The 25,727-nt window shown below is 49.2% G+C and carries 24 protein-coding genes, 1 tRNA gene and 3 pseudogenes; 16 read left to right on the top strand and 12 right to left on the bottom strand.

Going from position 1 to position 25,727, the window contains the following annotated elements; translation table 11 throughout:
• From B9Y59_RS11220 to B9Y59_RS11230, 3 genes and pseudogenes are all read left to right on the top strand, one after another.
• Window positions 1-1,362, top strand: a 1,362-nt coding sequence (locus B9Y59_RS11220) for a C40 family peptidase (protein ID WP_143255301.1), incomplete at its 5' end; no start/stop codon positions are given.
• Between the two features lie 20 nt (window positions 1,363-1,382).
• Window positions 1,383-1,709 carry a DUF4315 family protein gene (locus tag B9Y59_RS16260; RefSeq protein ID WP_085533529.1) on the top strand — a complete coding sequence of 109 codons (327 nt, stop codon included), beginning with the start codon at window positions 1,383-1,385 and terminating at the stop codon, window positions 1,707-1,709.
• Window positions 1,637-2,227: pseudogene (locus B9Y59_RS11230) on the top strand (DUF4366 domain-containing protein); the annotation flags it as partial. The gene B9Y59_RS16260 and the pseudogene B9Y59_RS11230, both read left to right, overlap by 73 nt.
• Before the next feature lie 321 nt (window positions 2,228-2,548).
• Here B9Y59_RS11230 and B9Y59_RS11235 read toward each other — a convergent pair.
• Window positions 2,549-3,133: a Shedu anti-phage system protein SduA domain-containing protein gene (locus B9Y59_RS11235; protein WP_085533531.1), complete on the bottom strand. Its 585-nt coding sequence runs from the start codon at window positions 3,131-3,133 to the stop codon at window positions 2,549-2,551.
• Window positions 3,134-3,209: 76 nt separating this feature from the next.
• On the opposite strand from B9Y59_RS11235, the gene B9Y59_RS11240 reads away from it, so the two are divergent.
• The 6 genes from B9Y59_RS11240 (at window position 3,210) to B9Y59_RS11265 (ending at window position 10,031) form a co-directional block, all read left to right on the top strand.
• Window positions 3,210-5,315 carry a DNA topoisomerase 3 gene (locus B9Y59_RS11240; RefSeq protein ID WP_143255302.1) on the top strand — a complete coding sequence of 702 codons (2,106 nt, stop codon included), beginning with the start codon at window positions 3,210-3,212 and terminating at the stop codon, window positions 5,313-5,315.
• Entirely contained in the window at window positions 5,302-5,838 is a 537-nt protein-coding gene (locus tag B9Y59_RS11245) for a hypothetical protein (protein WP_085533535.1), read from the top strand. Before B9Y59_RS11240 ends, B9Y59_RS11245 begins: the two co-directional genes overlap by 14 nt.
• A 12-nt stretch (window positions 5,839-5,850) precedes the next feature.
• Complete coding sequence (locus B9Y59_RS11250; RefSeq protein WP_085533537.1) at window positions 5,851-7,620, top strand: antirestriction protein ArdA; 1,770 nt, start codon at window positions 5,851-5,853, stop codon at window positions 7,618-7,620.
• Window positions 7,617-7,793, top strand: a complete 177-nt coding sequence (locus B9Y59_RS16025) for a hypothetical protein (RefSeq protein ID WP_198945618.1) — start codon at window positions 7,617-7,619, stop codon at window positions 7,791-7,793. Before B9Y59_RS11250 ends, B9Y59_RS16025 begins: the two co-directional genes overlap by 4 nt.
• Before the next feature lie 298 nt (window positions 7,794-8,091).
• A complete protein-coding gene (locus B9Y59_RS11260) occupies window positions 8,092-9,369 on the top strand; it encodes an AAA family ATPase (protein WP_085533541.1) in 1,278 nt (425 codons plus the stop codon).
• Window positions 9,370-9,371: 2 nt separating this feature from the next.
• Window positions 9,372-10,031, top strand: a complete 660-nt coding sequence (locus B9Y59_RS11265) for an RloB family protein (RefSeq protein WP_085533543.1) — start codon at window positions 9,372-9,374, stop codon at window positions 10,029-10,031.
• 161 nt (window positions 10,032-10,192) lie between these two features.
• On the opposite strand, the pseudogene B9Y59_RS11270 reads toward B9Y59_RS11265, so the two are convergent.
• The 3 genes and pseudogenes from B9Y59_RS11270 to B9Y59_RS11280 all read right to left on the bottom strand — a co-directional run bounded on the left by B9Y59_RS11270 (window position 10,193) and on the right by B9Y59_RS11280 (window position 12,450).
• Window positions 10,193-11,542 (bottom strand): annotated as a pseudogene (locus B9Y59_RS11270) (relaxase/mobilization nuclease domain-containing protein).
• Window positions 11,503-11,832 (bottom strand): plasmid mobilization protein, encoded by a 330-nt coding sequence (locus B9Y59_RS11275; RefSeq protein ID WP_085533545.1) that lies wholly within the window; start codon window positions 11,830-11,832, stop codon window positions 11,503-11,505. The pseudogene B9Y59_RS11270 and the gene B9Y59_RS11275 overlap by 40 nt, the downstream one beginning before the upstream one ends.
• Before the next feature lie 261 nt (window positions 11,833-12,093).
• The gene (locus B9Y59_RS11280) at window positions 12,094-12,450 is read right to left on the bottom strand and encodes a helix-turn-helix transcriptional regulator (protein WP_085533547.1); all 357 of its coding nucleotides are present in this window, start codon (window positions 12,448-12,450) and stop codon (window positions 12,094-12,096) included.
• A gap of 302 nt (window positions 12,451-12,752) precedes the next feature.
• Here B9Y59_RS11280 and B9Y59_RS11285 point away from each other — a divergent pair, with 302 nt between their 5' ends.
• The 7 genes from B9Y59_RS11285 (at window position 12,753) to B9Y59_RS11315 (ending at window position 18,055) form a co-directional block, all read left to right on the top strand.
• Window positions 12,753-13,232: a helix-turn-helix domain-containing protein gene (locus B9Y59_RS11285; RefSeq protein ID WP_085533549.1), complete on the top strand. Its 480-nt coding sequence runs from the start codon at window positions 12,753-12,755 to the stop codon at window positions 13,230-13,232.
• The gene (locus B9Y59_RS11290) at window positions 13,232-13,993 is read left to right on the top strand and encodes an ABC transporter ATP-binding protein (protein WP_085533551.1); all 762 of its coding nucleotides are present in this window, start codon (window positions 13,232-13,234) and stop codon (window positions 13,991-13,993) included. The genes B9Y59_RS11285 and B9Y59_RS11290 overlap by 1 nt, the downstream gene beginning before the upstream one ends.
• Complete coding sequence (locus B9Y59_RS11295; RefSeq protein ID WP_242967300.1) at window positions 13,974-14,615, top strand: ABC-2 transporter permease; 642 nt, start codon at window positions 13,974-13,976, stop codon at window positions 14,613-14,615. The genes B9Y59_RS11290 and B9Y59_RS11295 overlap by 20 nt, the downstream gene beginning before the upstream one ends.
• A gap of 611 nt (window positions 14,616-15,226) precedes the next feature.
• Window positions 15,227-15,652 carry a sigma-70 family RNA polymerase sigma factor gene (locus tag B9Y59_RS11300; RefSeq protein ID WP_242967301.1) on the top strand — a complete coding sequence of 142 codons (426 nt, stop codon included), beginning with the start codon at window positions 15,227-15,229 and terminating at the stop codon, window positions 15,650-15,652.
• On the top strand, window positions 15,645-15,887 hold the full coding sequence (locus B9Y59_RS11305; RefSeq protein WP_085533555.1) for a helix-turn-helix domain-containing protein: 243 nt from the start codon (window positions 15,645-15,647) through the stop codon (window positions 15,885-15,887). Before B9Y59_RS11300 ends, B9Y59_RS11305 begins: the two co-directional genes overlap by 8 nt.
• A gap of 545 nt (window positions 15,888-16,432) precedes the next feature.
• Window positions 16,433-16,639, top strand: coding sequence for a helix-turn-helix domain-containing protein (locus B9Y59_RS11310; RefSeq protein ID WP_085533557.1), 207 nt, complete (start codon window positions 16,433-16,435; stop codon window positions 16,637-16,639).
• A gap of 21 nt (window positions 16,640-16,660) precedes the next feature.
• The gene (locus tag B9Y59_RS11315; protein WP_198945619.1) at window positions 16,661-18,055 is read left to right on the top strand and encodes a site-specific integrase; all 1,395 of its coding nucleotides are present in this window, start codon (window positions 16,661-16,663) and stop codon (window positions 18,053-18,055) included.
• A gap of 189 nt (window positions 18,056-18,244) precedes the next feature.
• Here the strand turns inward: B9Y59_RS11315 and B9Y59_RS11320 are convergent.
• From B9Y59_RS11320 to rpsK, 8 genes and pseudogenes are all read right to left on the bottom strand, one after another.
• A tRNA-Arg gene (locus B9Y59_RS11320) sits at window positions 18,245-18,321 on the bottom strand.
• 430 nt (window positions 18,322-18,751) lie between these two features.
• Window positions 18,752-19,888, bottom strand: coding sequence for an N-acetylglucosamine-6-phosphate deacetylase (gene nagA, locus B9Y59_RS11325; RefSeq protein ID WP_085533559.1), 1,137 nt, complete (start codon window positions 19,886-19,888; stop codon window positions 18,752-18,754).
• A 656-nt stretch (window positions 19,889-20,544) separates the two neighbouring features.
• Window positions 20,545-21,001, bottom strand: a pseudogene (locus B9Y59_RS16840) (IS200/IS605 family transposase).
• Window positions 21,002-21,374: 373 nt separating this feature from the next.
• On the bottom strand, window positions 21,375-22,952 hold the full coding sequence (locus B9Y59_RS11330; protein WP_054324044.1) for a leucine-rich repeat protein: 1,578 nt from the start codon (window positions 22,950-22,952) through the stop codon (window positions 21,375-21,377).
• A 346-nt stretch (window positions 22,953-23,298) separates the two neighbouring features.
• Window positions 23,299-23,640 carry a 50S ribosomal protein L17 gene (gene rplQ, locus B9Y59_RS11335; RefSeq protein WP_054324043.1) on the bottom strand — a complete coding sequence of 114 codons (342 nt, stop codon included), beginning with the start codon at window positions 23,638-23,640 and terminating at the stop codon, window positions 23,299-23,301.
• Between the two features lie 35 nt (window positions 23,641-23,675).
• Complete coding sequence (locus B9Y59_RS11340) at window positions 23,676-24,629, bottom strand: DNA-directed RNA polymerase subunit alpha (protein ID WP_085533561.1); 954 nt, start codon at window positions 24,627-24,629, stop codon at window positions 23,676-23,678.
• A gap of 72 nt (window positions 24,630-24,701) precedes the next feature.
• Entirely contained in the window at window positions 24,702-25,295 is a 594-nt protein-coding gene (rpsD, locus tag B9Y59_RS11345) for a 30S ribosomal protein S4 (protein ID WP_054324042.1), read from the bottom strand.
• A gap of 24 nt (window positions 25,296-25,319) precedes the next feature.
• Window positions 25,320-25,727, bottom strand: a complete 408-nt coding sequence (gene rpsK, locus B9Y59_RS11350; RefSeq protein WP_054324041.1) for a 30S ribosomal protein S11 — start codon at window positions 25,725-25,727, stop codon at window positions 25,320-25,322.

Below are 25,727 nucleotides of genomic sequence, written 5' to 3' on the forward strand. Positions count from 1 at the left end.
GTGGGCTACGGAAACCGCCGTGTCCAGAACTGGCGGGCGGAACGCAAGCTGAAACCCTGGCGGGACGCGGCAAAGGCGGAACAGGCGGCGGTCAAGGCCAATGCGGATTTCTACTATCGGAAAGCCGTGGCGGAGAACCCCCAGCTTGCATCCAATCCCATCTCCCGCCTGTGGCAGAAACGGAAGCTGCAAAAGCAATATGCGGCGGCATACCGGGCGGCGGGCAAGACCGCCCAGGCTGGAAAAACAGCGGAGGCCACGGCAAAGGCGGCCAAGAAAACCGCCCAGGAGTCCAAGCGCACCGCCCTTTTCCTGAAACGGCATTGGAAGGGCTCTCTGATCGTGGGCGGCATCGGCCTTCTGTTGGTGATGCTGCTGGGCTCCCTGCAATCCTGTTCCTCCATGTTCGGCGGCGGTGTGTCCAACATTATGGCGTCCTCCTATCTCTCTGAGGATGCCGACATGCTGGCGGCGGAAGAAGCCTACTGCGCCAAAGAGGATGAATTGCGGGAGTACCTGGACACCTACGAGGCCACCCACGACTATGACGAGTATCACTTTGACCTGGACGAGATCGAGCACGACCCCTATGTGCTGATCTCCATTCTGTCGGCTCTCCATGAAGGGGTATTCACCATTGACCAGGTACAGGGCGACCTTCAAACCCTCTTTGACAAGCAATACATCCTCACCGAAACTGTGACCACGGAGACCCGCTATCAGACAGAGACACGGACGGACAGCGAGGGCAACACTTATACGGTTCGGGTGCCCTATACCTGGACCATCTGCACCGTCACGCTGGAAAACTTCGACCTCTCCCATGTGCCGGTCTACATGATGGGCGAGGAACAGCTTTCCTTATATGCCACCTATATGTCCACTCTGGGCAACCGCCCCGGCCTGTTCCCATCCTCCGGGTATGTGAGCAAGTACATCGAGAACCCACCGACTGCCTGGGAGATTCCCGCTGAATACCTGACGGACGAACGGTTCAACACCCTCATTACCGAGGCGGAAAAGTATCTGGGCTATCCCTATGTGTGGGGCGGCAGCAGCCCAAGCACTTCCTTTGATTGCAGCGGCTTCGTCAGCTATGTGCTGACCAACAGCGGCCTGTGCAATACCGGGCGGCTGGGCGCCCAGGGGCTCTACAACATTTCCACCCCGGTATCCGACCCCCAGCCCGGCGATTTGGTGTTCTTCGTGGGCACTTACGACACCAGCGGCGTATCCCATGTGGGCATTTATGTGGGCGACGGGATGATGCTGCATTGCGGTGACCCCATCCAGTATTCCAACCTGAATACGAGCTACTGGCAGTCCCATTTCTACGCATACGGCAGACCGCCGTACAACTGATTTGATTGGAGGAATGATTTATGGCAACGGTTGAGAAAATCCGCAAGGACATCGAAAAGACGAAGGAGAAGATTTCCGCCCAGCAGAAGCGCCTTCGGGAGCTGGAGGCGCAGCTTACCGAGGAGGAAAACCTGGAGATCGTCCGCATGGTCAAGGCGGTGCGCATGGACAACAAGGAACTGACCGCCTTCCTGAAGGCTTACGCCAGCGGCCTGATCACCCTGCCCGTCGGAATGATGGAGGCGGAGGCGATGGCGACTATTACACCGGGGAGCCTGCCGAGACGGCCCCGGAACCCACCGAGGAACCCGCCACCGGCGGCATGGAGCCGGAGGGCCAGCCCCTAACCCCGGAGGGCAACGCCACGCTGGTGGACGACTATTACGGCGACAAGCAGCTTATTACCGTGACCACAAAAGCGGGCAACTATTTTTACATCCTGATCGACCGGGCCAACGAGGACAAGGAGACCGCCGTTCACTTCTTGAACCAGGTGGATGAAGCCGACCTGATGGCGCTGCTGGAAGATGGGCAGACGGAGGAAACTCCTGCGGTCTGCACTTGCACCGAGAAATGCCAGGCTGGTGCGGTGAATACCGCCTGTCCGGTCTGTGCGGTGAATATGAGCGAGTGCGCCGGGAAAGCGCCGGAGGTGGGGCCGGAGCCCGAACCAGAGCTGGAGAAGGAGTCCGGCAGCGGCGGAGCCTTGGTCCTGATCCTGCTGCTGGCGGCCCTGGGCGGCGGAGCCTTCGCCTATATCAAGTTCATCAAGCCTAAACAGGGCACAAAGGTCAGCACCGACCCGGACGATTATGAGTTTGAGGACGAGGAATACGAAAACGAGGATGTTGAAAAGATGAACTGATACAAAAATGGCCACCATAAATGGTGGCCATTTTCTATTCATAGTCAGATAAAGAGTAACAGCCTTTCCGCTCTCGCTTGCCATAACTTTCCCAATAAGAATAGCGGCTCAAAAGAAATTCTTTTCGTTCAGGCGAAATTTTTGTCATGCGTGAAATAGCGGTTACAAATCCGCTCACCAAAGTCAAATTATCGGCTGTTCCTGGCGAGTATCGATATGTAGGCGGAACTGTTTTTACTGTGTATGTTCCGTGAGATAAAGTCGTACATAATAGATCACTACATTTGGGCTCTGGATACAGTCTATCAAACGAAATAAGGCTTACACCCTCTGGAGCAAGGTGAGCACGCTTGTTCGATAAAAGTGTGTTAGACTCAAATTCTGATCGTCTCCCATAAATAAGCCCATATTGTGGAGCAAATTTTTTTGTCTGACCCAATCAGGAATTTTGAAACATTCATAGAATTGCAGTACATTTACTGGGTTGTTTAAAATAGCCTGCCATTCTACTATCTGACCAAATGCCTGGGTTAAATCAGCAGTCTGCGTCCCTGCTTTTGTAAAGTTTTTTTTATTTGGCTTTTCGATTTCAATTAACACTGGAGTAAAAGACAGGCTATCCTGTGCCAACCAAATAAAATCAGGAATGCGGTCAAAAAGGCCACCGCAAAGCTCTGGTTCGGCAATTAAAGACTGTGTAAATGGATAGTGACCGGATGGAGCAGACAATTCAAACGCACCCGGAACGAATGATGGATTTTGCTCGAAGAAGCGCTGAAAAACAGACTCGTCATCCCCGTAATTTTGAAGAAGTGACTGATATTCCTCATAACTTTCTTTAGCGTATTTTTCCCATGACATAGGGGCAGGTGCATCTCGAGTTATTTCGTATGTTTGTTCTAACACGACTAAATCTCTCCCCGCTGTAGTTTCCAAATAATTATATGGTTTGAGTCATTAGAAAGCAATAACTCAAGGAGGAATTTTATTGAAACTAATTGTCTGTGAAAAACCGAGTGTAGCAAAGAGTATTGCGTCGGCCCTGGGTGTCACATCCAGGGCCGATAGCTATTTTGAGGGCGGCGGCTGGCTCATTTCCTGGTGCATCGGGCATCTGGTGGGGCTGGCGGACGCGGCCGCCTACGATGACCGCTACAAGAAGTGGCGGTATGAGGACCTTCCCATCCTACCCAACCCCTTCCGCTATGTGGTGTCCGAGGAAAAGGATGCCCAGTTCCGCATTCTCCGTTCTCTGATGGAACGCCCCTATGTGACGGAACTGGTCAACGCCTGCGACGCGGGGCGCGAAGGTGAATTGATCTTCCGGCTGGTCTATGAGGCCGCCGGATGTTCCAAGCCCTTCTCCCGCCTCTGGATTTCTTCGATGGAGGACGCGGCGATCCGGGAAGGCTTTGCCGATCTGCGCCCCGGTAAGGACTATGATCCCCTGTATCAATTGGCGCTTTGCCGCCAAAAGGCGGACTGGCTTATTGGGATCAATGCCTCACGGCTCTTTTCGGTGTTGTATCATCGAACGTTAAATATTGGGCGGGTGCAGACGCCCACCCTGGCAATGCTGGCCGACCGGGACAGCAAGATCGTCTTGTTCCGCAAGGAGAAATACCATCATGTGCGGCTGGCGCTGGATGGAGCCGAGGCGGTTTCTGAAAAAATCCCGGCTATGGAGGATGCCCAGGCTATCCGGGACGCCTGTGACGGGCAGCAAGCCGTGTGTGTATCCCTGGTGCGGGAGAAAAAGGCGGAGAAGCCGCCCAAACTGTACGACCTGACCACCTTGCAGCGGGAGGCAAACCGGGTGTTCGGCTACACGGCCAAGCAAACCCTGGATTATGCCCAGTCGCTCTATGAAAAGAAGCTGCTGACTTATCCTCGCACGGACAGCCGGTATCTGACGGTTGACATGGCGGAGACTGCCTACGTTGTACTGCATCTGGCGGCGCGGGTGCCCCCCTTCGACGCCTGCCCGGAGTTTTTCCCCGATGTTGCGGCGCTGGTGAACGACAAGGAGGTATCCGACCACCACGCCCTGATTCCCACTCTGGAGCTGGAAAAGGCGGATGTGCCCGTGCTGCCTGTGGGCGAGCGAAATATCCTTCTGCTGGTCTGCTGCAAACTGCTGTGTGCGGCGGCGGAGCCTTTCGTGTATGAGGCGATCACAGCCACCTTTGATTGCGGCGGGCACACCTTCACGGCAAAGGGAAAGCAGGTGCTTTCCCAGGGCTGGCGGGCCATTCAGGAGGTGTTCCGTTCCTCCCTGAAGGAGAAGCCGGCGGATGAAGATGCCGGGGGCGTTCTTCCGGCCTTGACCGAGGGACAGGTCTTTGAGCCGGTCACCGCCTCCGTCACCGAGCATTTCACTTCACCGCCCAAACCCTACACGGAGGACACCCTTCTGTCGGCCATGGAGAACGCGGGCAAGGAAGATATGCCGGACGAGGCAGAGCGTAAGGGCCTGGGTACCCCGGCGACCAGGGCGGCCATCATTGAAAAGCTGGTGTCCAGCGGGTTCGTGGAGCGCAAGGGCAAGAACCTGATCCCCACAAAGGCAGGTGTCAACCTGGTCACGGTGTTGCCGGAACTGCTGACCTCTCCCAAGCTCACAGCGGATTGGGAGCAGCGATTGAACGAGGTGGCAAAGGGTCAGGCATCGCCGGAGGACTTCATGGACGGGATCGAGGCGATGGCGGCGGAGCTGATGCGGAAATACTCCCACATTTCCGAGAATGGGCAAAGGCTGTTCCAACCGGAGAGGGAGACTGTGGGACTCTGCCCCCGCTGCGGTAAGCCGGTCTATGAGGGCAAGAAAAACTTCGCCTGTTCGGACCGGGCCTGCCAGTTTGTTATGTGGAAGAATGACCGTTTCTGGACCAGCCGCCGCAAGGAGATGACCAGAAAGATGGCGGCCGATCTTCTGAAAAAGGGCCGTACTTCCGTCAAAGGGATGTGGTCGGAGAAGAAAGGTTCCACCTATGATGCGGTGGTGATCCTGGACGATACCGGCTGCAAGTATGTCAATTTCAAGCTGGAGTTTCCCAAGCGAAAGGATGGTGTGCATGGCAAAAAGTAAAACCGAGGCCAACTTCATGGAGCATTTGAAACCGCTGCTTCCCGCAGGGAGCGACGCAAGCGAGCTGGAGGCAGCGGCCCAGGCGCTTGCCGGACTTTCCCCGGAGGGCCGTGACCTCCTGGCCGCTGTCCAGGAGTCGCCCTATCGTCTGACCACCCTGGATCAGTTCCGGGAGTTCCCCGCCAACACCGAGTATTTTGTCCTGGAGCCCAGCATCCGCAAGGTGGAGGATGTGGGCTGGCGCTATCTGGCGCAGCATTTGGACGTCCTTCTGCCCCCGGAGCTGCTGGATGCCATTGATCCCGTTCCCTTCGGCAACCACGCCATGCAGGAGGAACAGGGCTGCTTCACCAGTAGAGGCTATCTCACCCTCTCCGGCGACGAGTGGGAGCATGAGCGCCGCAGGGAGAGGCAGACGGAGAAAAAGCCCTCCATCAAGGAACGGCTGGAACAGAGCCGGAAAGAATGTGCCAATCAGAGCAAGGCGCAGACCCATCGGGAAAAGCCTGCGCCGGAGCGATAAGGAGGTGTCGCTATGCCCCATTATGACTATGACAAAGATTATCCCTTTGCCGCCTTCATCACCAACCTGGGCAAGTACAACGAGGGCGCCCTTGTGGGCGAATGGGTGAAGTTTCCCACCACGGCGGAGGAACTGAAACAGGTCTTTGAGCGCATCGGAATCGGTGCGAAAGACGACTTCGGGCAGACCTATGAGGAATGGTTCATCACGGACTACGATTGCTATGTGGACGGCCTCTATGACCTGCTGGGTGAGTATGCCAACCTGGACGAGCTGAACTTGGCCTCCAAACTGGACAACATGAGTCAGGATGAATATGAGCGGTTCCAGGCGGCCATGGAGATCGGCGACCACACGGGCAGCATCCAGGAGCTTATCAACCTGACGGAGAACCTGGACTGCTACGATGTTTACCCCGACATCCACGACCACGATGATCTGGGCAGGTATTACATCGAGGAACTGGATGCCATGCAGGTGCCGGAGCATCTGCGCAACTACATCGACTATGAGGCCTACGGGCGGGACATCGCCCTGGAGGAAAGCGGCCAGTTCACCGACCTGGGCTATGTGCGGGATACCGGGGACAGCTTCCATGAGTATTATGATGGCGAGCGCGGCAGCATCCCGGAGGAATACCGGGTAATGACCTTCCAGGATGACATCCCCGAAGAAGAAATTTCAGAATGGACCATGGACCTTGCCTACGATATGGACGAGTTTTTTCGGCAGAACGACCCGCAGTATGCCGCCGAGCACCCGGAGGAACACGCGGCGAAGGAAGAAATCTACGAAAACCTGATGGCCGGGCGCATCTCCGCTCTGGACGAGAAACTGGCCGCTCTGGGACAGACCCAGGAGGACTATCTTCCTTCGGAGATCGAGAAGTTCAAGGACGCCACCGGCTATGAGGAAATTCTGGATGTGGACCCCCAGGCAATCCGGGAGGCCATTGAAAACCCGGATCAGTCCCATGTGGACGAGAGGCTGTCCTTTGCGGAACAGGCAAACCAGGAGTATGAGGCGGAGCTGTACGGTCAACAAGCGGCGCCCAGCCCGGATGACCGGGAGACCGGCGAGACGGTGCGGACTCCCAGGGGCACCTTCCATGTGACAGATATGAGCCGGGAACAGATGGAAGCGGCCGGATACGGTTTTCACCATGAGTCCGAGGACGGGAAGTATCTCATCATGGCCAACGGCAGCCGTGCCTTTGCCATCCCCAGCGGAGCCACCCCCGAACATACCGCGCCGGAGAGGCTGACCGTCCTGGTGGTGGAGCCCATGAAGGAGCCCTATGTGAAGGAGATCGACCCCGGCCTCCATGCCCTGCAAGTGGAGGTGGGCGGCGATATTGCCGCCTCCTATCCCTTTGACGATCCGGTGGGGCTGGTCCTGAACGACGAAGGCAAACTCATCGGCCTGGACCTGAACCGTTCCCTCCGAGACGAGCATGGGGAGATTTACGACATTGTAGCGGGCACCTTCCTGGTGGTGGGCCTGGGGCCGGAGAGTTTCGCGTCTCTGCCCCCGGACATGATCCAGAAGTACACCGAGCAATTCAACCGGCCGGAGCTGTTCGCCAGCATCAACGGGATCATCAACAACGGCCGCCGTGGTGAGGAATTAGAGAAAGCCCAGGCCGAGGTGCACAGGACTACGCCGGAGAAAAAGTCCTCCATCCGGGAACGGCTGGAGGACGCGAAATGGGAGTGCGCGGAACGGAAAAGCCCGGACAAGCCTGCCCCGCAGAAGAAGCCCCCGGAGCTGGGCGACTTATGAGCCGGAGCAAGAAATGGTGTCTGGAATGGGCGTTCTTCCTGGGCGAGAACGGCAGGCGCCAGTATAACAAGCTCTGCAAAGGCGGTGTCCATCCCTGCAAGCAGAGTTTCCGGGCGGTGGTGGTGTCCTGTCCGCACTATCTTTCCCGCCACTCCAAAAAGTGCGGGAATTAGTGTTCAAAATGGGTGAAGAAACTGCCTGTGGTGGCTTTTCTGTGTAGGGGTAGTATGATTTCCTATGTGGGGCGGCAGGGCGTTTCTACATAGGGAAAACGCCGGATTTTCACCTTTTATCAAGCAAAATGGGAGTGCCGTCATCGGATCAACATGGTCCGGTGGCGGCGCTCCTTTTCTTTTTGTGTTAAAAATTAAAAAACAGGCGCATAAAACACATACAATTGAGGAAAAATCTCAAATAGATGTTGATTTTATTGGAGTTTGCGTATATAATAATAATTAGGGGGTAGTTTATATGCTAATACAATTTTGCTTTAAAAATTTCAAATCTTTTCGTGATGATACAATTTTAGACTTATCTGCTACTAAAATTACGGAAAATAGCAATCATGTAATTCATATTGGAACAGAAAAAATATTACCCATAGCAGCTATATATGGTGCAAACGCAAGTGGGAAGTCAAATGTTGTTGATGCATTTCGCTTTATGGCAATTTATGTTTTGGATTCTTTTGCCTATGGCGGTGAAAATGACGACAAGAAGTCAAGATCAAAAAGGCTAAAGCAGACACCATTTCTTTTTGATACAACAAGCAAAGAAAATGTTTCGTCCTTTGAAGTATATTTCATTTCTTCTGAAAGCGAAGGAAGCAAATGCTATAACTATGGTTTTACTTTGGATCAAAATGGCATTGTAGAAGAATGGCTTAATTCGAAGACAAGAACTGCTAGAGAATATCGAAGAATTTTTTATAGAAACAGATTAGAAAAAGAATTAGACTTGTCTGGGCTGTCAGCAAATCGGCAAGAAAATATTAAAATTGCGTTAGAGGATGAAACGCTAATTGTATCTCTTGGGGCCAAATTGAAGATACCTAAACTTAAACTCATTCGCGATTGGTTTTATGATTCGAACCTAGCGGATTTTGGTGACCCCATTGAAAACGCAGTCTTGTCGAGAATCATTCCGCCTGGGTTTGCGGATGATAAAGCAGTTCAAGACAAAGTTGTTAAATATTTTTCTGCTTTTGATTCGTCAATTATTGGATTTAATGTTGAAACTATTGCTTCGGATGATGACGATGATGATTCCAAGCATATAAAAATTGATGCAGTGCATAGGATTGCGGATTCTAACGAAACTGCAACAATCCCATTGGCAGAAGAATCTGCAGGCACATTAAAAATGTTTGCTCTTTATCCCGCTTTACAAGACACTCTTGAAAACGGAGGAGTGTTATTTGTTGACGAGTTAAATGCCCGACTCCATCCTTTGTTAGTAAGAGCATTCTTGGTTGCATTTCTCAATCCTGAGACTAATCCTAAACATGCGCAACTAGTCTTTACGACCCATGATTCTTGGCAACTTTCGAACAACTTGCTGCGTAGAGATGAAATCTGGTTTACGGCTAAAGATTCAAAAGGGGTTTCTGTGTTATATTCCTTGGCCGACTTTGTTGATGATGATGGAGTCAAAATCCGTAAAGACGAGAACTATGAGAAGAATTACCTTTTAGGAAAGTATGGTGCAATTCCTACCTTATCATATTTTGATATGTTTAAGGGGGAATAATTGTGGCAAGAGCCGATAGAACTGGAAAGCGCATTCCAAGATCAGCATTTAAAAACCGAATCCCTGATTTGGGAAGATACTTCATTTATACGGACGCAGATGAAACCGAAGAAAAATATATGTATGGTCTTAGGGATTCGTTGCCCAAAGAATTTCAAGGACGAATCGTAATAAAAGTATCTAAAACTAAAACCGAAAAATTGATAGAAGCATGTAGCGAACAGGTTTCTCTCCAACCACAATATTGTGAGCCTTGGATAGTTTTTGATCGGGATGAAGTACCTAATTTTGACAGGATAATAAGGGATGCAGAAAGATATGGAATCCATGTGGGATGGTCAAATCCGTGCATTGAAATTTGGTTTGATGCATACTTTGGGACTATGCATGCAGACTGGTTGACCTCCCCAGTTTGCTGCCAAAGATTTGGCGATATTTTTGAAAAACGAACTGGGCAGGAGTATATAAAGTCAAATCCGCAAAATTATAATCTTCTAACTCGGTTTGGAGATGAAAATACTGCAATAAAGATAGCGGAGAAAAGATTACAGCATTATTTATCCAATGGTCAAACTACTCCTTCAAAAATGTGTCCTTGCACAACATTACATCATTTGGTTGGTGAAATTTTGAGAAAAACCGTGCTGTCCAAGAACGACTAAATAAAATTTCCCCACTTCTCTTATTGAGAGTGGGGAAATTTTATTATTGGTACCAATGACTGTTATTTTAGAATGATTTTGAGTAAGGCTTCTACACTTCTCTGAAAAATTATCTACATCCGCCAGATAGTTTGTAAAGGCTGTAAACCGCCCAATCTCTGTTACTCCAAATCGTTGCTCCGCTGCCGCTTCTGTTCCTGTTCGTTCGGTCTTTCCATTAGGTCGTCCACATTCTGCCGGACATTATCATACTCCTTTTCCTCCCGTTGTATCTTCCGAAGTTCCGCTTGCAGGGTAATCTTGCGGGTAGCGAGCCCATCTAGCTCTGCTTTCAGTTTCTCGATGGAAGGGAGTTTGGTAATCCCGGCCTTCTTGATTTCCCTGGCGGCCGCCTCAAACAAGATGATCTCGCTCTCAAAACCGCGCAGGAAATTTTCCTTGTCCTTTGATGCCTTGTATCGGTCATAGACAGGTTTCAGCTTGCGGTAGGTGTCGATCTGCTTTCCCAGAAGGGCAAGGTCGACGATCCGTTGTTCCGTATCCTGCAGGTTTTCCCTGGTACGGATGGAGGCGGCGGAAACGGCGTCGCACCGTTCCACCAATTCCTCATAGCTGCCGATGCCGTGTTCGGTGAGAAAGTTCATGGTGGCGGCCGCCCGTTTCAGATTCTCAATGGTCGCCCACCGCTGATAACCGGCGCTCTGCTGGGCCTTGATATTGTTCTGAATGTCAATGAGCAAGCTGACCTTCCCGCTACGCTGCCGGGGCTGTCTGGAGGGCCTGGGGCCTCCGGCAATGCGGGAGACAACGGCTTCTTCCGTGTAATCGGCGCCCAGGGTTTTCAGCCGGGTGAACCTTTCCTGGTCCGGCGCCCTGGCGGAGATATACTTTCCTCACTTGATCTCGTACCCTTCCCGCTGCAACCGGGTAAGTAAATCTTCCAGGCTGGAGGATGTAGGGATCAGCCGGTCAATGGCGGCTTTCAGTTTTGCCTTGTAGCTGGTGCCGTTCTGTGCGGCCTGAGGCTCGATGTAGCTCTTGCCTTTGTCCCGGCCGGGGACGATGACAGACAGGCCGTGTTCTCGGCACAGTCGGTCGCTGGCTCGGCGTATCTCGTGATAGCTGCGCTTGTTGGAATGGTAGTGCTTGTGGTCGGTGAAGCTGACTGCATTGAAAATCAAATGGTTGTGAATATGCCCCTTGTCAATATGGGTGGTAAGTACAAACTCGTACTTGCCACCCAATATTTCTTTTGCCAACTGCATCCCGATCTCATGTGCTTCCTCTGGCGACACCTCACCAGGCTCAAAGGCTTGGATCAGGTGGCGGCCCAGGTGCATGCCCTTGTCGATGGAATGGCGGCGTGTCCATTCAAATTCAATGTCGGCGGTCTCGGCAGTGCAGCCGAAGGAGGACACCAGCAACTTCCCGTCCGTCTTGTCAGGGTTGCAGATATAGTCAATGGCCGCTTTCAGCGTTGACTTAATAGGATGCGTCTTTGTAACTGCCATATCTGATCCAGCCTTTCCCGGATTTCCTCCATGTCGGCCTGATAGGTGGGGCCTCCGGCGTTGACTCGTTTGGCGATCTGATTGATGTTCCGGCCAATGGCGGACAGGAGCTTGTTCATCTCCTTAATGTCCCTGGTGTCCACATAGATGATATACCCGTCTATCGCCATCTTCCGCAGGTAGGCGCCGATCCGCTTGGTCTTAAGTTGGGCCATCTTCTGTTCCATCAGTCCCTTTTCCTCGGCGGTGACATAGAACTTCACCTGGATATTCCGTTTCCTGTTTTCCATCGTAGTATCTCGCCTCTTTTCGTATCAGGGTTTGGGATGTTCCCAACAAGCATTTTGCGGGTTTAGAGGGAGGGTTCCCTAAAGCCAAAAATCGCAAGTGGGTACTCACTTGCTGTGCTTGCTATCGTTTCTTAACAACCGTTTCGCCCTCTACTAATACTACAATTCACAACACCTCAAATGGCAACTACAAGGGGACAATCTGCAAAGAAAAACGCCGCAACCACCATAGGTTACGGCGTTCAAACATTCATCAGAAAATCAATCTTTTTCGCTTTCAACTTCCACCACTTCTTTTGCGGTAGCTGCCACGATCCGGAGTCCGGCATCGCTCATATTGTCCAAAAGTGTATCAAGCTGGCGGCGCTGCGTGGACTTCTCGGCTTCATTATCCGGGAAGAAAAACTGATCTACCGATATATTGTAACGGGCAACAAGCTCATAGAAAATTTGGAGGCTCGGATGCTGCCCTTTATTCTCAATATTGGCAAGATAGCGCGGAGAAATATACATCTCATCGCTTACTTGCTTGCGACTTTCTTTGCGTTCTTTACGAGCCGCCTTAATTGCCGCTCCAAACGCCTTGAAGTCATATTTTGGTACAGGTCTCTTTGCCATCTTAATTCACCCAATTGTATTTTACAGTTCACCTCTGCTTTTAGATATGTCTACTCAATTCATATTATTGCTTTATATAATTCCTATTTTTGAAGTGAAAGCCTTGCTGTACTTAGCGGCCCAAGCATATAATTGTTAATAGGCGCAGACAAGTAAAGAAAAACATGGCATGATTAATAATGATGTCCCTCACCAATGTGACGAGATTCTTTACGCAACTAAGTATAACATTTTTTGCTTGCATCGGTTGGTGGAACTTCTGTGTGTCAATGGATATAATGACTTTAAGAGGTGCGAAAAGTATGAAAAAGCAGAAAAGTAATATTGCTCGTAATTTAACCATGTTGCGTCAGCTTAATAAATACTCCCAAGAAGATGTAGCTGAACAAATCGGTGTCTCCCGCCAGGCCGTAGCAAAGTGGGAATCCGGCGAGTCCGTACCGGACATTGTAAATTGTGACGCACTGGCGCAGTTATATAATGTAGAGCTTAATGACCTGATTCATCACGATCAGGAACAAACCGGGTTAAATGTTCCGCCCAAGGGCAAACACATTTTTGGTATGGTCCGTGTGGGCGAGCGTGGACAGATTGTACTTCCCAAACAAGCCAGAGAAGTATTCCGAATCAAGCCGGGAGATCAACTGGTCATTTTAGGAGACGAATCTCTGGAACATCCAGGAATTGCCCTGATGAAAGAAGAATTTTTCTTGGGCATTGCTCAGTTATTCAATACTGCCTTGAATATTGCCGATGTCCCAGATGAAAAGGAGAGAAAATAATGGAAGCTGTGCTGTGCGTCCAGGGCCTTTACAAGCATTATCCTGGATTTGCGCTGGAGGATGTGAGTTTTTCTCTTGCCCCCAAACGTATCATGGGGCTGATCGGTAAAAATGGGGCCGGAAAAAGCACGACTTTAAAATCCATCCTCAATATGGTGTCCCCAGAGAGTGGGAGCGTGGAGATTTTTCAAAAGGATTTTATTCAGTATGAAAAAGAGTGTAAGCAGAGAATCGGCGTTGTATTTGGCGGGATTGATTTTTACCCGTTAAAGAAACTCTCTAGCATTACAGCTGTTACCCGAAAGTTTTATACTGACTGGGATCAGTCGCAATACCAGAAGTACATCAAACGTTTTTCTTTAGATGAAAGCAAGAAATTCAAAGAACTTTCAAACGGTATGAAAGTAAAATATCTGCTTGCTCTGGCCCTGTCGCACCATGCGGAGCTGTTGATTCTGGATGAACCAACTTCGGGCCTTGACCCCGTATCCCGTGAGGAGCTGCTGCACATTTTTCGCCAAATCGTGAAAAACGAAAACTGTTCCATTTTGTTTTCTACGCATATTACTTCTGACTTGGACAAATGCGCAGATGACATCACCTATATTCAGAATGGACGTGTGCTGAAAAGTGCGGACAAGGACACATTCCTGCGCTCTTTTGAGCATTTAAAAACGCCAGAGGATATGGGGCCGCTCACTCTGGAAGAAATCATGCTGCGGACGGAAAGGAGTGAGTGGGATGATGACGCTGCTGTATAAGGAAATCAGACTTGCGGCCCATCCAACCTCGATTGTATTTGCATTTTTGGGTTGCCTTGTTCTTGTGCCAGCCTATCCTTATAGTGTAATCTTTATGTTTGGCTGTCTGGCACCCTATATCACATTTCTGAATGCGCGTGAGACGAATGACGCTTGGTACACTGCAATCCTTCCAGTGACAAAGCGCGAAAGTGTTTTGGGAAAATGCCTTCTGATTGTTTCCGTTCAGATATTTCAGTTGCTATTTTCTATCCCATTCGCTTTTCTTCGCAATGCTCTAAGCATTGAAAACAATCCCGTAGGGCTGGATGCAACGCTCGCTTGGTATGGCTTTGGCCTTATCGTGTACGCTGTCTTTGATTTAGTGTTCTTTCCGACATTCTATAAAAGCGGTTACAAGGCGGGAAGATCCTTTATTTTGGCATCAATCCCTATGGTAGTGTTGATGATTGCGGTGGAGGCAGTCGCCCATACACCGGAGCTCGCTTGGTTGGACAGTTATCAGCCGAAATATTTGCTGATGCAGTTACCTATATTGGCTGTAGGCATCCTTTGCTACACGGTGTTCCTATTACTTGCCTATCATATATCTATAAAACATTTCGATAAAGTTGATTTGTGATATAGCACATTAAGAAGTGAAAAGAGGATAGCTATACAAATAAAACAATAATAAATCTGCCCAGCGGCAGAAAAGAAAAAAACCATCGCTGGGCAGATCAATTTTCACGCTATAAATATAATTTCAGCGGCGGTTTTGAGAAATCAAGGCCGCCGTTTTCTTTTTTCAAAAAATGAGAATACGGGGGGTGTGTTAAAGTCACCCTTTTTTAAGGATACGGCGGTATCAAGGAGGTCCCGCCGTGTCTATTTTTTACTACGACTTGCCTAGCTCTTTGCAATCAAAAAAAGTCATCATAAGCCAGCGGAATATTCCGACCATGATTATGAACTATCAGTACATCTAAATACTTCTTACATTTCCTTTGCGCCTGTCCGCATCTTGCGGGCGGGTGCTTTTTGTCGGTTTTTCTGTTTTTCCGTCGGCTGCCGTTCTCCGCCCTTTCGCTTCGATCCGGCCATCAACCGCACGAAGCGAAAGGAGCAATCATGGAGAACAAAATTTTTTCTGATAAACACGGTTTAGGGCTGCCAAAAGCCCCCTTTAGCGAACGAGTAGTAGGCGAAAGGGGACAAAAAGACCTGCCTCCTGGCACGGAGGGAGGTGAGAAATTGAGACCTGACCGCCACTACGAGCACAAACAGCACGCCTTTGACAGCTATTGCAAGAAGGTGTTGAAATGCGAAGCGTACAACGGCTATCGAGAGATCAGTCGCCGCCAGAAGCGCGAAACACCGTTCAGCGAGTTGTCAGAGGAAGAATTGGCCCAGCTTGCGGTCTATGACCGCTATCCCTGGGAATACACCGCTTTCCCCGTGGGAGGCGATGTCATTCTAATCAAGGATGACCGGCTGGCCGAAGCGCTGAACACGCTGCCTCCGGATAATCGGGACATCTTCCTGATGTACTGGTTCTTGGGAATGGCAGACCGTGAGATCGCTGAACATCTGCACATGGTTCGCCGGACGGTCAATGCCCGCAGGCAAAGTGCCTATCGGCTGCTGAAAGAACTGATGGGAGGTGAAGCGGATGACTAAATCTGCAAACATGCGGGTGGCGCTGCTCCCTTACCCAGTCATTGCCGCTGCGGTGGGAGGAAATCCCGACGCAATAGCAAGGGTAATCCGGCACTATTCCAGTTACATAGCCGCATTGTCTATGAGGACAAGCTATGATGCAAATGGCTTTCCCCGCTTCCAGGTGGATGAAGATTTACGCAAGCGGCTGGAAACGAAACTCATCGTTTCTATACTAGGCTTTGATCTGAACTGATTCGGGACAAGCTGTATGAACCCCTTTCCATACAGCTTCCCATCCCCACCTTGACAAAGAAAGCCTACGGGCAGCATAAGGCAGACGGATACGATCTGTCTGTGTGGAGCCGGTCGGCCGGTGCGCCACGAAGCCTGTTGCAAGTCCGCAGGACGGGACCCCTACCAAACAGGCGAGCGACAAAACCGAGCCGTAAAACAGGTGTGGCAGCCTGTGGGCGAGGATGCACAGGCAGGATAATGAGACTCCCGCGTTGAACGCCCTCAAAGCATTGCGCGGCACACCCATCAGCATGGGCCGGGGTGAGATTCCCGTGGAGCTGTGACCGAAGGAAATACCTTTAGGTACTGCCAGCAGCCATCCGTTTTTTGCCTCTTTTATTTTCAGATTTTATTTTCAGATAAATCTTCTGCTTTTCTGTTTACGGATAGTTCGTAAACTTTCCATTAGCAGCAGACAAACCCGAAACGGCGCGGTACAATGAGGATGGAAGTTATGAATGAACACCCTTTTGCGTGCCGTTTCTGACTGGAAAGGAGGCTGCTGTGTCAGAGATTCAGAACGGTACGGAGAAAAGGCCTTTGGAGTACCGCACCTATACGGTCAACGAGGTTGCCCGTATATTAGGTGTCAGCCGGACACAGGCATACCGTCTTGTGCAGGAGGGCCTTTTCAAAAGCGTACGAATTGGTAACGCCATACGAATTCCCAAACGGTCGTTTGACAAGTGGCTGGAGCCGCTTGATCTGTGACATCAGAAAGAAAGGTTCGTTATGGCATCCATCATCAAAAGAAAGAAAAACTATTCTATTGTTTATACCTATGTGGACGAGAACGGTGAGACCAAGCAGAAGTGGGAAACCCGCACTTCCTACCAGGAGGCATTGAAGCGCAAGGCAGAGATTGAGAGCCAGAAAAGTTCCAACTCCTTCCTTCCTCCCACCAATCAGAATATTGCGGAGTTCCTATCGGACTTCGTCTCCCTCTATGGCGAAAAGCGGTGGGGCGTGTCCATGTATGACAGCCAAAACTCGCTGATCGCCAACTATATCAACCCCATCATCGGGGACATGAAGGTGCAGGACATCACCACGCGGGTGGTGGACAAGTACATCCAGACCTTGCAGAAAACCCCTGCGGTGAACACCAGGACGCACCACGCCAAAACGGAGTTCGTGACCAACGCCACCATCGAGAAGATCATCAAACTTCTCCGTTGTGCCTTCAAGCAGGCGGTTCGGTGGGAGCTGGTTGCCAAAAACCCCTTTGACAATGTGGTACTGCCCAAAGTGGAATACAAGAAGCGGGACATCTGGACCGCCGATATGATCCGCACCGCCTTGGACCAGTGTACGGACAGCAAACTCTATGTAGCAATGAATCTGGCTTTTGCCTGTTCGCTGCGTATGGGTGAGATTCTGGGACTGACCTGGAGCAATGTCCACATCTCCGATGAAGAAATCGCTGATGACAACGCCTATGTCTACATTGATAAGGAGCTGGCGCGTGCCTCCAAGCGGGCCATTGAGATGCTGGGGCAAAAGGACATCTACCATGTGTTCACGCCGCTGTTTCCCAATACCAGCACCAGAGTCATCTTGAAAAAGCCAAAGACCGATTCCAGCATCCGCAAGGTATGGCTGCCCAAGACTCTGGCTTACATCCTGCGGGAATGGAAATCTGCGCAAGACGAGTTGCGGGCGTTGCTCCGTGACGAGTATCAGGATTACGATCTGGTGGTGGCGCTGGCCAATGGCCGCCCCTGTGAGGACCGTATTATCCTGAAGTCGTTTGAGAAGCTGCGGGAGAAAGCAGGGCTTCCCAAAGTGGTCTTTCACTCCCTGCGCCATTCCAGTACCACCTATAAGCTGAAGCTCAACCACGGCGACCTGAAGGCCACTCAGGGCAATACGGGCCACGCTCAGATCGACATGATCACCAGCGTGTATGCGCACATTCTGGACGAGAACCGCAAGATCAACGCCCAGAAGTTTGAGAGCGCCTTCTATGCCAATCCCGACCTGCGTTCGGTTCGTCCCCCGGAGGAGCCAAAGGAACCGGCGCCCGCCACATTGGATTTGGAGGCCCTGGTGGAGCAGCTTCGCAAGTCGCCGGAACTGGCCAACACACTGGCCGCATTGCTGGCATCGGCCCCATCCGAAAAATAGGGCGGGAAAATCGTATTAGCAAATCGGCGTTTTTTATTAGCAAGGCCGGAAAAAATGTTCGAAGCCAATTAGCAGGGATACAGCGGAAAATGTATAAAATCGTTCCGGCGGAGCGGCAAGACCGTTCAAAAGAGACGATAATAAAAAAGCCGCTGTAAACCAGCGAAAAATGGCTTACAGCGGTTGTTTTGGCACCCCCGGCGAGACTCGAACTCACTACATTCCGCTTAGGAGGCGGACCCTCTATCCCGGTGAGGTACGGGGGCTTATACAGAGAATATTCCATTTTACAAGACTCCTGGATTCGAACGATTCGATTTTTAGAAATTTTTTCTTCTTCCGTTGTCATGTTCTCTTTTTGTTCCTTACCGATCGATCAAAGTCATACCTTCCATCCCTTTTGATTCACAGCCCTAGATCGTTCAAAACATCAACATCATTTTCCAACTTTTATTTTTCAACTCTATTTTCCTTCTAAAAATATAGCGATTGTATGTATACCATGTGCAACGGCTTTTTCCCATTCCAGTATTCTTACAATCAACGGGAAAGAGCGCTTTTCGAATATCCATTGGGAACACTTATAATGGTTCTAAATCATATGATAAACCGCTTATACCATCAGTAAAATACAGGGGAATTCCCTAAACAAAAGGGTGGGACGAATTTCGTCCCACCCTTTTAGCTTTTCATTCCTTACCGGTTGTCCACAGCAATTTTGCCGCGTGCAATAACCATTTTAATATTCAAATCATTGTCCAATACCACTAGATCGGCACGTTTTCCCACTTTAATGCTGCCAATATTGGCATCCTCGTGGATTTCACGGGCTGGATTAATGGTTGCGCTCTTAATTACCTGTTTAAACGGTACACCGAATCGCACCAAATTGCACACTTCCTGGTGCATATTGGTGGTCGATCCAGCAATTGTTCCATCCTTTAAGCGCGCCTGACCATCTTTGACATAGACCGTTTGCCCTCCTAGCTCGGAAATGCCGTCCGGTTCACCCGCCGCACGCATGGAATCACTGATAATCACCGTACGATCCTCCCCAAGCTGGCGGAATGTAATCCGCAACACTGCTGGATTAATATGGAACCCATCGCATATGATTTCTGCGCGCACACGCTCATCGTCAAATACAGCGCCAACTACACCCGGAGAACGATGCGTCATACCACTCATCGCATTGTATAAATGGGTGGCATGCGTTATGCCGATATTAAAGGCATGCTTTGCTTGATCATAATCGGCATCCGTATGGGCAATCGAAACAGTGCAAAGTTTGCTCGCTTTTTTGATGAATTCATCGGCTCCCTCACACTCTGGCGCAATATCTACCAGTTTGATAATGCCTCCACACCCATCGTAGAACCTCTTGAACTCCTCCCAATCTGGATTTTTGACATATTCACCCTTCTGTGCGCCTTTTTTATTAATAGAAATATACGGCCCTTCCATATTGACTCCCATAATTGCCGCACCAAAGGGACGGTCATCCATGCAAGCTTTTACACTAGCCAAAGCATCTTCAATTTCTTCATGGGAAACCGTCATCGTTGTAGGACAGAAGCTGGTCACCCCCTTCGTAACTAAATGGGCGGCCATTTTTGCCAGTCCCGCAGTAGATGCATCACAAGTATCCGCACCAACACAGGCATGAATGTGAATGTCTACGAAACCAGGGACTATTACACATCCGGAAAGATCAATCTCTTCATCCCCATGGAGTTCTGGGGCGATCTCCGCAATTTTTTCGCCATCTGTAGATAGGCAGGCATCCACCAATGTAAACGTATCATCCATAATCTTTGCATTCTTCAGAATCATTTTTTCACCTCATCTGGGAGTGCGTTCTGAAAGCGGCTGTATGCTTCCCTAGCCCTCTGCAAAATTCCTTCCCATGGAACAAGCATCACTTCGCAGTTCTTGTTGTAAAGTCGATGTATTTGCAAAGAGGACCACAGATATTCCTCCGCTGTAGAAGCCTCTTTTTTATTTTGATAACTTCATTATAGCCCAAAGTTTTTCCTCTTACAACTCACTAGGCAAGAAATATCAAAAGAATACACAATTATGCACGTTTCGTTTCATCTTAAAAAATTTTCCAATAAGCCATATCTTAAATAATAAATTGTATATTTATATATTATAATACTATTTGTATATAAGTTTCTAAAAAGTATTGTATTATTAACAATCTATACGATTTGCATCCTATATAGAGATGGAACATTGTAAAGTCGATGCATTTCGTGGTACAACCTTTAAAAAACGACAGCTCTTATTATTTAAGACCTTTCAAAAAATCACCTCAAGGATATAAATTAACTATACAGGAATGCAAAATTAATAAAAAATTCCACGGCGGAGCTGGTAGTTTTTCATTAACGGATGAAACCACATGTTACTAGCCACGCGTCACGCCATGTCGGTACGATCTGACATCTGCATAAGTTTTTATTTGCTACCCCTAAACAGATTTCTTAGAAGTTTCCCATCTTCAGACGTTCTCCACCTTTATCTTCTTCTAACTGTCTTTGAATATATTCTTTTATCTTTTTCACATTCTTTCCTGCTATACCCACATAATATCTGCGGTACTAAAACATCTCGGTTCGTTTATCTGTAGGAGGGACCTATTAAAATGACCATCGCCAACAAATTGAATGGCATCCCTGTCGCTACTATACTTCCGGTACTTATACTTCCATTCCGCATACTTTTCATATCCTGGTAGCCTATACAACTGGTCATATTTCCTTTCGATGGAATCTCTACAAGCATAGGTACATAATCCGAGTACACCTCTTCTTTTATTATTTTTAATCTTCTTCTACTCGCATAACATTTGCAAGATCTTTACTACTTCTCCTTGCAAAATACCTTTCTCCGATATTTCGGCGCAAATACCACATGGAGCTGAATCACACATTTCTCGATGGGGAAAGGTCATATGAAACATAATTTTCTCTTTTTGATAAACTACGGCCCCGATCTGTTTCGGTTCCTATCAATAGCTCTGTATGCTATTTGTATTTCCAAGTCGTATGTGCTTAACTCTGCTTGTCATTCATTTTTGGGGGTTCTCTCCTTTTGTTGTTCCTTGCAGTTATCAAACTGTAAAAACAACAAAAGGGATTTTTCGATTGTCATCTCCGGCATTAATCTTCTTTTGAAACATTCCCCTAACGAATGGTTTTCTCTGTACAAAAAATGGACCAGCGTGATACATTCACACTGGTCCATTGTAAAATAACTAAATCTGCAAATGTGTTGGGCCCGACAAAAGCCGTCTATTACCATGGCCTACTTATCAGCCGTAAGCGATTTGTCCCTCACAGTGCAGAACCACTTTCGAATCACCGGGCATCTGTGTATACAAACCTGTCTTTTCGCCAGGATTTCCAACCGCCCATACACGGAATGTATATACGTTTCCGCTCTTTCCTACATACTGGGTCTTAAATACATTTCCATTGCCCACTGTAAAGCTCGGCATATTATTGGAACCCGTCACAGTCATTTGAACGTCATAGCTTCTTCCCTTGTACACACCGAAGTTAACACTCGGATTGCAAAAGGCAGAACCATTCGGAGAAGTCCCTACTGTCACAGGGAAAGAAGCGCTGTAACTGCCGCTCGTGATGGTAATCGTTGCCGTGCCAGCGGATTTTCCTTGAATCTGATACAGATAGGCATGGGAATAATTGCCACGCAGGTCTGCGCGATTGGAACGGTCTGCCTGGTACTTGACCGTAACCACATTTGGATTACTGCTTGTACAAGTCGGCACCGTCGCAGCGTTGGTTCTTGCCAAAGGATAATATACATTCCCAACATTGAACGAATAGGAACTGGTATCCAAAGATAGAGCAGAGCCGGAATTTACAATTGCATTGGTCGAAACCGTCACGGTCAGCGTTGCTGAAGCATATCCCGTCGCAGATACAGTCAGCGTAGCTGTTCCAGAAGAAACACCTCTCACCGTAACCGTAGAACCGCTCTGCGTTACACTCACTGCGCTGGAATTGGAGGATACGCTAAAACCTCCATTGGTTGGGTTGGTCACTGTAAACGTATTGGTCCCATTGACTGCTACGGTCAGAGAGGTTGTGCTCAAACGAACAGCTGCACCATAAGAGGAACCAAGATTCTCAAAATCAATATCGTTTTCCTCGGCATATTTCTGCGCCGCGGTTCCATTATAGCCTTTAATCAGAGTAAAGTCGTCAAACGCATCATAACCGATTCGAGTGACATTGGGTGGAATGGTAACTTCCTCCAAACTGTCGCATCCAGCAAAAGCACTGTCACCGATACTCGTCACATAACTCCCGATGGTGACAGAACGCAAATCCGTGCAATCCTGAAAAGCATTATCCGGTATCTTCGTTAGACTTGTCGGCAAAGTTGCACTTCTCAGGGAAGTACATCCACTAAACGCTTCAATTCCCATCTTTGTGATACTATCGGCAAAGGTAACAGAAGTCAAGTTCTCACAATTGGCAAAAGCACGCTCACCGATCTCTACAGGACCTTCTTCCATCGAAACACGTTTGACGGTAGAATCCTCAAAAGCGCCGTCTGAGATAATGTCAACCGTATCCGGCAAATAAACATTCTTTTCCGAACCGCCGCTTGCAAAAATGGAAGAATCGCCGTCCCCTATACGGGTGATCGTTCTGCTCTTTATTTTACTCGGAATTGTAATCGAGGACTTTGAATCATAATATTCACCGTCATCCTCCACCCGTACAACGGCATATTTTCCATCCACACGGTCGACTTCATATGCGTCGTCCATATCGGACGCAAAAGCTGTGCTGCTAAAAGTAGAAACAAACATAGCCGCCGCTAAAGCCAGTGACAGCAACTTTTTTGCTCTTCTCATACGTTCCTCTCCTTTTTTGAATCATATTGCAGCATTTTCGCAATAGGAACGAAACTTTGCTGCCCAAATTTGGCGGTTTTGGTAAGTACTATTATACTCTACCGCTACGAAATTGGCAAGCATACAGGCGGTTACACTTGTGTAATTTCGATTAACAATATCTGGATGTCTCTTCACATTTTGCCACGCCGGGTTACCTCCGCATATAGACAATTTTTTGTTTCAAATTACTGCGTACATTCTAATTGTCTCTTTCACTTCGGATCAAAACCAGTGTCATACAAATGATCGTAGATACCGCAAAAAAGCCCCGCACAAAATTGTGCGGGGCCTGTTCTTATGGAATTTAGATAAGCTCAATGATCGCCATCTCGGCTGCATCGCCGCGGCGTGGTCCGAGCTTTGTAATGCGCGTATACCCGCCATTGCGGTCAGCATACTTCGGCGCAATTTCTGTGAAAAGCTTATTTGTAACAGCTTCCTTTGTGACAAATCCCATCACAAGGCGCTTGCTGTGCAGATCGTTCGTCTTTGCGATCGTAATCATCTTTTCTGCCAGGGAGCGGACCTCCTTAGCACGTGTGACTGTGGTTTCGATCTTGCCGTTCTCAAGAAGGAATGTGACCATCGCACGCAGCATTGCGGTTCTGTGGCTGGTCGCTCTTCCGAGCTTTCTGGTTCCGGGCATCGAATATCACTCCTTTACCTTTGGTTCGCAAGGTCTTATTCGTCGTCCTTGCGCAGATTAAAGCCGAGGGAGGCCAGCTTCCAAACGACCTCCTCCAAGGACTTGCGTCCCAAGTTGCGGACCTTCATCATATCTTCTTCCGATTTGTTGATAAGGTCCTCCACTGTATTGATTCCAGCGCGCTTGAGGCAATTGAAAGAGCGGACGGAGAGGTCCAGCTCTTCAATCGTCATTTCCAACACCTTCTCCTTACCCTTGTCGTCCTTCTCGACCATGATCTCTGTGCTGCTACCCTTATCGGACAAATTGACAAAGAGATTCAAATGCTCGGTCAGAACTTTTGCGGCCAGAGAAACTGCTTCTTGTGCTCCGATAATCCCATTGGTCCACACTTCCAAGGTGAGCTTATCGAAATCAATGCGCTGTCCCACACGAGTGGGTTCTACGTTGTAATTCACTTTATAAACAGGAGTGTAGATAGAATCAACCGGGAGTTCGCCGATCACGCCCGCAGGCATGTTCTGCTTATTCCGCTCTGCGGGGACATATCCGCGGCCTTTGTCCAGGGTCAGTTCCATATACAGCTTTGCGCCTTCCCCCAGTGTTGCAATATGCATATCCGGGTTCAGGATCTCAACCTCGCTGTCGCACTTGATAGAGTCGGCCGTAACCTCACACGGGCCCTCTGCACAGATCTCCACTGTTTTGGGGCCGTCGCAATGGAGTTTCGCGGTCAAACCTTTGATGTTCAAAACAATCTCGGTGACATCCTCCTTGACGCCCGGGACAGTCGAAAACTCATGCAGAACACCGTCGATCTTCATCGATGTAACTGCAACACCCGGCAGGGAGGAAAGCAGTACCCGCCGCAGGCTGTTGCCCAGCGTAGTACCAAAGCCGCGTTCCAGCGGTTCCACTACAAATTTACCGTAGGTTCCGTCATTGCTTAGGATTTCTGTTTCAATTTTTGGCTTCTCAATCTCGATCATTAGCGACCCTCCTTGACATAAAGCGGATGATTCTGCCTGCCATCCTGGTTTTTATGTGGTTAGGCAACTGCATTACTTGGAGTACAACTCAACGATCAAAGTCTCATTGATATCGAAATCAATGTCGCTTCTCTCAGACAATGCAACAACCTTGCCCTGCAGAGTCTCTCTGTTCAGCTCCAGCCACTTCGGGATCATCGTAGCTGCATTCTTCTCCAGAATCTGCTTCACATGCTCAGAACCACGGCTCTTTTCCCGAATAGAAATGACTTCACCCGGGCTAACCTGATAGGACGGAATATCCACACGCTTGCCATTTACCGTGATATGTCCATGGTTGACCATCTGTCTAGCTTCTCTTCTAGTGTTGGCAAAGCCAAGACGGTAAACAACATTGTCAAGTCTTCTTTCAAGGAGCTGAAGCAGTGTTTCACCTGTAACACCTCTGGTTTTACTTGCTTCCTCATAATAATGACGGAACTGCTTCTCAAGTACACCATAAATGAACTTTGCTTTCTGCTTCTCATTCAGCTGGACAGCATATTCGCTCTGCTTTCTTCTGCCCGGCTTCGGATTGCGTCTTGTCTCTTTATTGACACCCATAACGGTGGGGCTGATTCCCAGTGCCTTGCATCTTTTCAGAATCGGCTGCATATTTTTCGCCATAGCTCGTTTCCTCCTTTTACAAAACTATACACGTCTTCTCTTCGGAGGACGGCATCCATTGTGCGGAATCGGGGTGACATCTTTGATCATGCTGACTTCGAGACCTGCACCCTGCAGTGCGCGGATCGCAGCCTCACGTCCTGCACCCGGACCCTTAACGTAAACCTCAACCGTCTTCATGCCGTGCTCCATCGCTGCTTTTGCTGCGGTTTCTGCTGCGGTTTGTGCGGCAAAGGGGGTGGACTTTCTAGAACCTCTAAAGCCCAACTCACCGGAACTTGCCCAAGAAATCGCGTTACCCTGGGTATCGGTGATGGTCACAATCGTGTTATTAAAGGTGGACTGGATATGAGCAGCTCCACGGTCAATATTTTTGCGTTCACGGCGTCTGCGAACAGTGGTACCTCTCTTAGCGCCCTTCTGTGCTGCCAT

Source organism: Anaeromassilibacillus sp. Marseille-P3371 (assembly GCF_900169665.1).
Lineage (GTDB): Bacteria > Bacillota > Clostridia > Oscillospirales > Acutalibacteraceae > Anaeromassilibacillus.

Coding starts and splice junctions, on each gene's coding strand:
- B9Y59_RS11290 (WP_085533551.1), top strand. CDS start 13,232: ATGGAAGCTGTGCTGTGCGTCCAGGGCCTTTACAAGCATTATCCTGGA.
- rpsD (WP_054324042.1), bottom strand. CDS start 25,295: ATGGCGAAAAATATGCAGCCGATTCTGAAAAGATGCAAGGCACTGGGA.
- B9Y59_RS11280 (WP_085533547.1), bottom strand. CDS start 12,450: ATGGCAAAGAGACCTGTACCAAAATATGACTTCAAGGCGTTTGGAGCG.
- B9Y59_RS11285 (WP_085533549.1), top strand. CDS start 12,753: ATGAAAAAGCAGAAAAGTAATATTGCTCGTAATTTAACCATGTTGCGT.
- B9Y59_RS11275 (WP_085533545.1), bottom strand. CDS start 11,832: ATGGAAAACAGGAAACGGAATATCCAGGTGAAGTTCTATGTCACCGCC.
- B9Y59_RS11250 (WP_085533537.1), top strand. CDS start 5,851: ATGCCCCATTATGACTATGACAAAGATTATCCCTTTGCCGCCTTCATC.
- B9Y59_RS16025 (WP_198945618.1), top strand. CDS start 7,617: ATGAGCCGGAGCAAGAAATGGTGTCTGGAATGGGCGTTCTTCCTGGGC.
- rpsK (WP_054324041.1), bottom strand. CDS start 25,727: ATGGCAGCACAGAAGGGCGCTAAGAGAGGTACCACTGTTCGCAGACGC.
- B9Y59_RS11315 (WP_198945619.1), top strand. CDS start 16,661: ATGGCATCCATCATCAAAAGAAAGAAAAACTATTCTATTGTTTATACC.
- B9Y59_RS11305 (WP_085533555.1), top strand. CDS start 15,645: ATGACTAAATCTGCAAACATGCGGGTGGCGCTGCTCCCTTACCCAGTC.
- nagA (WP_085533559.1), bottom strand. CDS start 19,888: ATGATTCTGAAGAATGCAAAGATTATGGATGATACGTTTACATTGGTG.
- B9Y59_RS11245 (WP_085533535.1), top strand. CDS start 5,302: ATGGCAAAAAGTAAAACCGAGGCCAACTTCATGGAGCATTTGAAACCG.
- B9Y59_RS11295 (WP_242967300.1), top strand. CDS start 13,974: ATGATGACGCTGCTGTATAAGGAAATCAGACTTGCGGCCCATCCAACC.
- B9Y59_RS11330 (WP_054324044.1), bottom strand. CDS start 22,952: ATGAGAAGAGCAAAAAAGTTGCTGTCACTGGCTTTAGCGGCGGCTATG.
- rplQ (WP_054324043.1), bottom strand. CDS start 23,640: ATGCCCGGAACCAGAAAGCTCGGAAGAGCGACCAGCCACAGAACCGCA.
- B9Y59_RS11340 (WP_085533561.1), bottom strand. CDS start 24,629: ATGATCGAGATTGAGAAGCCAAAAATTGAAACAGAAATCCTAAGCAAT.
- B9Y59_RS11260 (WP_085533541.1), top strand. CDS start 8,092: ATGCTAATACAATTTTGCTTTAAAAATTTCAAATCTTTTCGTGATGAT.
- B9Y59_RS16260 (WP_085533529.1), top strand. CDS start 1,383: ATGGCAACGGTTGAGAAAATCCGCAAGGACATCGAAAAGACGAAGGAG.